Source organism: Micromonospora sp. NPDC048843, from assembly GCF_040649965.1.
GTDB lineage: Bacteria > Actinomycetota > Actinomycetes > Mycobacteriales > Micromonosporaceae > Micromonospora > Micromonospora hortensis.
The window spans coordinates 1-6,359 of sequence record NZ_JBEZGJ010000280.1 but is presented as its reverse complement, the minus strand read 5'-3'; the positions used below and the strand labels follow the sequence as shown (position 1 = coordinate 6,359).

The following is a 6,359-nucleotide window of genomic DNA, read 5'->3' as shown; positions in this document are numbered from 1 at the left end:
AGGTGCAGGGCGCGTCCACGGCTGACGGTGGGAACGTGGTGCAGTACGCCGACTGGGGTGGCACCAACCAGCAGTGGCAACTCGTCCAGGTGGGCAGCGGGAACCCGGGCACCCCCGGCACGTCGTACCCGAACCCCGTGGTCTGGCAGGACTTCGCCGACGTCGACATCATCCGGGTGGACAACGCCTACTACATGTCGGCGTCCACCATGCACTACTCGCCTGGCGCGCCGGTCCTGCGCTCGTACGACCTGGTCAACTGGGAGTTCGCCGGGCACTCCGTACCCAAGCTCGACTTCGGCTCGAAGTACGACATGAGTGGTGGTAACGCCTACGTCGACGGCATCTGGGCGTCGACGCTGAACTACCGGCCGAGCAACCGGACGTACTACTGGGCCGGGTGCATCGACTTCGCGCAGACCCACATCTACACCGCGTCCGCCGTCGACGGCACCTGGAGCAAGCACGCCACCATCCCCAACTGCTACTACGACGCGGGGATGCTGGTCGACGACAACGACACCATGTACGTGGCGTACGGCAACGGCACCATCAGCGTGGCGCAGCTGTCCGCGGACGGGAAGTCCCAGGTCCGTGCCCAGCAGGTGTACCAGACGCCGTCGAGCATCGGGACGCTGGAGGGCGCCCGCTTCTACAAGCGCAACGGCGCCTACTACATCTGGCTCACCCGCCCGGCCAACGGCCAGTACGTGTTGAAGTCGACGAACGGCCCGTTCGGACCGTACGAGCAGCGGCAGGTGCTGCTCAACCTGCCCGGTCCGATCTCCGGTGGCGGTGTGCCGCACCAGGGTGGGCTGGTGCAGACCCAGAACGGCGACTGGTACTACATGTCCTTCGTCGACGCGTACCCCGGTGGTCGGATGCCGGCCATGGCCCCGATCACCTGGACCGGCGACGGCTGGCCCGTGCTGCAGACGGTCAACGGCACGTGGGGCAGCTCGTACCCGAAGCCGAACCTGCCCGCGCCGCCCCGGGCGGTCAAGCCGCTCACCGGCAGCGACACGTTCGCCGGCACCACGCTCGGCCCGCAGTGGGAGTGGAACCACAACCCGGACACCAGCAAGTGGTCGGTCAACAACGGGCTGAACCTGCAGACCGCCACCGTCACCGGCGACCTGTACAAGGCGCGTAACACGCTGACCCACCGCATCCAGGGCCCCACCTCGACAGCGACGATCGAGTTGGACTACTCCACCATGCGCGACGGTGATCGCACCGGCCTGGCGGTGCTGCGCAACTCGTCGGCCTGGATCGGAGTCCGACGGGACAACGGGTCCACCCGACTGGTCATGCAGAACGGGCTGACGATGGACGGCAGTTGGAACACCACCAGCACCGGCAGCGAGGTGGCGAGCACCGCCGTCTCCGGTGGCCGGATCTGGTTGCGCGCCAACGCCGACATCAGACCCGGCTCAGGCCGACAGGCCCGTTTCTCGTACAGCACCGACGGGGTCAACTTCACCTCGTTCGGCAACGCCCTGACGCTGGCGAACAACTGGCAGTTCTTCATGGGGTACCGATTCGCCATCTTCAACCACGCGACGCAGGCGCTCGGTGGCGCGGTCACCGTGCGGCGCTTCGACCTGACCACTCCGTGACACCGGTCACACGACGATCGATCTAAGCGGTGGCGCTGGCGACGCAGCCCTGGCGGCATGTGAAGTCCGCGCCACCGCGTCAGGTCCTCGCCGGCCTGTTCCACGCTCTGTCCAGGAGCGAGGGCAGGCCGGCGCACCACCACATCCGGACCGCGTCCCGTGCCAGCTGGTTGGGGGCTTCCAACGGGCACCGCGTTGTACGGCTTCGGCGCCTCAAGCGGTCCCCGCACAGGCGTGCCGTGTTCGGGGCCGTTGCTGGCGTAGACTGTCGGCGATCCAGCGCTGGTCACCTGGGATTCAGCACCGGCGTGGTGACTGAGCGAGGGGGATCGGGCCGGGCCGCTCCAGTCGACGTCGACGGGCCGCGGGCCGGAGATGTAGCGGGGGGAGTGAAATGGCCGTCCACGGTCCCGCGATGACGGACGTTGCTCGTCTCGCCGGTGTCTCCCATCAGACGGTGTCGCGGGTGCTCAACGGGCACCCCAACGTCCGTGAGCAGACCCGGCTTCGGGTACGCGCGGCGATCGCCGAACTCGGCTACCGTCCCAACGGCGCGGCACGCGCCCTGGTGACCGGTCGGTCACAGGTCATCGGTGTGGTCGCGCAGAACACGACGCTCTACGGTCCGGCATCACTGCTGGCCGCCCTCGAGCAGACTGCCGCCGAAGAGGGCTTCGCGGTCAGCGTCGGCAGCGTCCGAAACCTGGACCACCGCTCCATCTCGGCGGCCGTCGAGCGGCACCTGTCGCACCGGGTCGCCGGCATCGTGGTCATCGCCCCGGTCGAGTCGGCCGGTGAGGCGCTGGAGCGCCTGCCCAAGGACGTCCCGCTGGTCACTGTCGACGGTGACCCGAGCCGGCCGGTGCCGCTGGTGACTGTCGACCAGGTGGCGGGTGCCCGGGCGGCGACGCAGCATCTGCTCGACGCCGGGCACCGCACCGTCTGGCACGTCTCCGGGCCGACCGACTGGTTCGACAGCGTGGGTCGGATCGACGGCTGGCGGCAGGCTTTGCTGGCCGCCGGGCTGGATCCGCCGCCGCCGATGCCGGGGGACTGGTCCGCGGCGTCGGGTTACCGGTGCGGGCAGATGTTGGCGCGGATGCCGGAGGTCACCGCCGTCTTCACCGCCAACGACCATCTCGCGCTGGGCGTGCTGCGGGCGCTGCACGAGTTCGGTCGACGGGTGCCGCACGAGATCAGTGTGGTCGGCTTCGACGACGTACCGGAGGCGGCGTACTTCATTCCGCCGCTGACCACCGTCCGACCGGACTTCGACGCGGTGGCGCGAGCGAGCCTGCAGATGCTGCTGTCCCAGATCGAGTCGGGCACCGGTGAGGCGCTGCGGCAGACAATCGCCCCGGCTCTGGTCGCCCGCGAGAGCGTCGCTCCACCTCGTCACTGACGGTCGGACCAACCTGAGGTCGCCCCAGCGTAGTGCGGGGAGCGGTCCCGCTGCCGCCGCTGCCCAGCGGTGCACGCGCGGGGGTCGCGCCAGCGCGCGCCCGTTTTCGGCTTCGTCGCCGAATAAGACGCGACTCGATGGGTTGCTGAGCGTGACCAATCGATGTCGAGCGATGCGACGCGGTGAAGGTATTGAACCTCGTGAAATGTCGCCGTAACATGATGGGCGTCTCTGTTAACGCTAACAAAAATTGGCGTCCAACTATCGGCGTACCGACCAGCGATCGTAAACACGGGCGGGCGTCACCGACAAGGAGGCTCGATGAACCGCAATACCCGAGGTCGTCGCTGGGGGAGCGCACTGGCGGCAGGAATTCTGCTCGCCGGTGCCCTGGTCGGCCTTCGCGCCCCGACGGCGCAGGCACTGGACAACGGCGTGGCGCGCACTCCCCCCATGGGTTGGAACTCGTGGAACTCGTTCGGCTGCAACATCAACGAGGCGCTGATCCGGCAGACGGCGGATGCGATCGTCAGCAGCGGCATGCGGGACCTGGGCTACAACTACGTAGTGGTCGACGACTGCTGGTTCAACCCCAACCGGGACAGCTCCGGCAACATCCAGGGCGACCCCAGCCGGTTCCCCAGCGGGATGAAGGCGCTCGGCGACTACCTGCACGCCCGCAACCTGAAGTTCGGCCTCTACCAGGTGCCGGTCGACAAGACCTGCGCGCAGTACTTCGGCGCCTACCCCGGCGCGACCGGCAGCCGCGGCCACGAGGTGCAGGACGCGCGCCAGTTCGCCGCCTGGGGTGTCGACTTCCTCAAGTACGACTGGTGCTCGCCGGAGGGCAGCATCAACGACCAGGTGGCCACCTTCGCCAAGATGCGTGACGCACTGGCCGCCACCGGCCGACCGATCGTCTACAGCATCAACTCCAACAGCATCCACGCCAAGACCGGCCCGCAGCGCAACTGGGGCGACGTGGCGAACATGTGGCGAACCACCGAGGACATCACCAACGCGTGGGACACCGGCCAGAGCAACGGCTACCCGATGGGCATCCAGAACATCATCAACGTAACGGTTCCGCTGGCGTCGTACGCGAGGCCGGGCGGGTTCAACGACCCCGACATGATGGAGGTCGGCCGGGGCGGCATGAATGACACGGAGATGCGCAGCCACTTCGCCATGTGGGCGATCATGGCGTCTCCGCTGATCGCCGGCAACGACGTGCGGAACATGAACGCCGCGACGCAGACAATCCTCAAAAACGCCAACCTGATCGCGATCAACCAGGACTCGCTCGGGTTGCAGGGGGCGCAGGTGTCGTTCGACGGCACGCGTCGGGTGCTGGCCAAGCGGCTCGCCAACGGTGACGTCGCCGTCGCCCTGTTCAACCAGGGCGGCTCGACGACGACGATCTCGACCACGGCCGCGGCCATCGGCAAGTCCGGCTCGTCGTTCACCCTGGTGGACGCGTGGACCGGTGGCACCAGCACCAGCAGCGGGACCATCAGCGCCAGCGTCCCCGCGCACGGCACCGTGGTGTACCGGGTCAGCGGTGGCGGAACGACTCCTCCGACGACGCCGCCGCCGACCACGTCGAGCGCGTACGCCAGCGCCGCCTCCGGCCGCTGCCTCGACGTGCCGAACAGCAGCACGACCAACGGCACGCAGCCGGTCATCTGGGACTGCAACGGCGCCGCCAACCAGCGCTGGACCAGCAACGGTCAGACCCTGCAGGCCCTGGGCAAGTGCCTGGACGCGCCGCCGAACGCCGCAGCCGGCGCCAAGGTGCAGATCTGGGACTGCAACGGCGGGACCAACCAGCAATGGACTGTCAACGCCAACGGCACGATCAGCAACGTGCAGTCGGGGCTCTGCCTGGACGTCAACGCCAACGCCACTGCCAACGGCACCACGGTGATCCTCTGGACCTGCACCGCGGCGGCGAACCAGCGGTGGTCGCAGCGGTAGTCGACCGGGACCGCCGACCGCCGAGGTCGCGGCGACCCACCTGATCCGACGGTAGTGCCAGTGCCCGCGGACGACAGATGTCGTCCGCGGGCATCGGTCTGTAGAGTGCTGCGGACGACCACGCTGAGTTGCCGCGTCCTGCCCTTCCGGCGGATCGGTCACATGGCTACGCTCGCCTGGATGCTCCGTTACGAGACCGTGACACCGGTATTTCGGATCTGGTGTTGACGCAGTCTATGTGAGCGCTAACACTACCCGAAAGATGACACTTGGCCCCGGCAGTCGGCGGGGGAGTCCAGAGAGGAGAAGCCCGTGGGCAGGAAATTCCTGGTTGCTCTCGGCGGCGCGGCACTCGCGCTGAGTTTGGCGGCGTGCAGCGGCGGGGGTGCGGGCAGCGGTGAGAAGTCCGGCGACGAGAAGCCGAGCGATCTGACCATCGGTGTCTCGATGCCGACCCAGACCTCGGAGCGGTGGATCGCCGACGGCAACGCGGTGAAGTCGAAGCTTGAGGCCAAGGGCTACAAGGTCGACCTCCAGTACGCCGGCGACGACATCCCCACGCAGTCGCAGCAGGTCGACCAGATGATCACCCAGGGTGCCGATGTTCTGGTCCTCGCGGCGATCGACGGCACCGCGCTCAGCAGCCAGCTGCAGGCCGCCGCCGCCGCGAAGATCCCGGTCATCTCCTACGACCGACTGATCCGTGGCAGCAAGGACGTCGACTTCTACGTCAGCTTCGACAACTACAAGGTTGGCGTCGCCCAGGGCACCGCGCTGCTCGTCGGTCTCGGCCTGCTGAACAAGGACGGCTCGAAGGGCACGGCCAAGGGGCCGCTGAACGTCGAGCTCTTCGCCGGGTCGCTGGACGACAACAACACCCAGTACTTCTTCGGTGGCGCGATGGACACGCTGAAGCCGTTCATCGAGAACGGCACGCTGGTCGTCAAGTCCAAGCAGACCACCCCCGAGCAGGTAGCCATCCTGCGGTGGCAGCAGGAGACCGCGCAGAAGCGGATGGAGAACCTGCTCACCTCCAGCTACAACGACGGCTCGAAGGTCGACGGGGTGCTCTCGCCGTACGACGGCATCTCCCGCGGCATCATCACGGCCCTGCAGAACGCCGGCTACGGCAAGGGCGCGAAGAAGCTCCCCGTCGTGACCGGCCAGGACGCTGAGATCGCCTCGATCAAGCTGATCAACGACGGCGTGCAGAGCTCCACGGTCTTCAAGGACACCCGGCTGCTGGCCGAGCAGGCCGTGAACGCGCGACCAATCGGCACCGCCCCCGAAGACACCTCCACACCCGGCTCAATCACATAATCAGTACAATTAACCGTCGCCTCAGTCGGACCATACGCATT

At 67.6% G+C, this 6,359-nt stretch carries 4 protein-coding genes; all 4 read left to right on the top strand.

From position 1 onward, the window contains the following. The first annotated feature begins 2 nt into the window (after positions 1 to 2). On the top strand, positions 3 to 1,619 hold the full coding sequence (locus AB0C20_RS34465; RefSeq protein ID WP_357569575.1) for a family 43 glycosylhydrolase: 1,617 nt from the start codon (positions 3 to 5) through the stop codon (positions 1,617 to 1,619). A gap of 415 nt (positions 1,620 to 2,034) precedes the next feature. Next, positions 2,035 to 3,021, top strand: coding sequence for a LacI family DNA-binding transcriptional regulator (locus tag AB0C20_RS34460; RefSeq protein ID WP_357181981.1), 987 nt, complete (start codon positions 2,035 to 2,037; stop codon positions 3,019 to 3,021). 321 nt (positions 3,022 to 3,342) lie between these two features. Further along, positions 3,343 to 4,998, top strand: coding sequence for a ricin-type beta-trefoil lectin domain protein (locus AB0C20_RS34455; protein WP_357181984.1), 1,656 nt, complete (start codon positions 3,343 to 3,345; stop codon positions 4,996 to 4,998). A gap of 312 nt (positions 4,999 to 5,310) precedes the next feature. Then, entirely contained in the window at positions 5,311 to 6,318 is a 1,008-nt protein-coding gene (locus AB0C20_RS34450) for a sugar-binding protein (protein ID WP_357569574.1), read from the top strand. Positions 6,319 to 6,359 lie beyond the last annotated feature (41 nt).